Source organism: Flavobacterium branchiophilum NBRC 15030 = ATCC 35035, assembly GCF_002217205.1.
In the GTDB taxonomy this organism is placed as follows: Bacteria; Bacteroidota; Bacteroidia; order Flavobacteriales; family Flavobacteriaceae; genus Flavobacterium; species Flavobacterium branchiophilum.
On record NZ_MUGT01000178.1, the window covers coordinates 1 to 641 of the forward strand.

Sequence of the window (641 nt, forward strand, 5' to 3'; positions counted from 1 at the left end):
ATAAAATACCTGCCAACCGAAATGGTGCCTCGCATTCCTGTTTTCAAAAATTCGATTGTAGATGTGCGTTGTTATGACGAAAACGACCGCCAGTTTATCGTAGAAATGCAAATGCTTTGGACGGATTCTTTCAAAAGCCGGGTGGTTTTTAACGCTTCAAAAGCTTATATCAAACAAATTGAGCGAGGCGAAGAGTATAAAAATTTGGAACCCGTTTATTCGTTAAGCATTGTAAATGAAGTATTTGAACCTTTGTTAGACGACTATTTTCATCATTATAAAATAACCCACACCGAACATTCTGATAAAATTATCGAAGGTTTGGAATTTATTTTTATTGAATTGCCAAAATTTAAAAGTAAACAAATAAGAGATAAAAAGTTGAACGTTTTGTGGCTTCGATTTTTATCAGAAATAAAAGACGGACAAGAAGATATTCCCGACGATTTTAAAAACGACCCTTCGATACTAGAAGCTTCGGAATATGCAAAAGAAAGTGCTTATACCAAATCCGAGTTAGAAGCTTATGACCGTTATTGGGATTCTATTTCTAGCGAAAAAACCTTAATTACAGAGGCTTATGATGTGGGGAAAGTAGAAGGAAAGATAGAAGGAAAGATAGAAGGGAAAGTAGAAGGGAA

Annotated in this window: 1 protein-coding gene; it reads left to right on the forward strand. The window is 34.9% G+C overall.

The features are described 5' to 3' along the window. On the forward strand, window positions 1-641 hold a 641-nt coding region (locus tag B0A58_RS15375), incomplete at both ends, for an Rpn family recombination-promoting nuclease/putative transposase (RefSeq protein WP_089081776.1).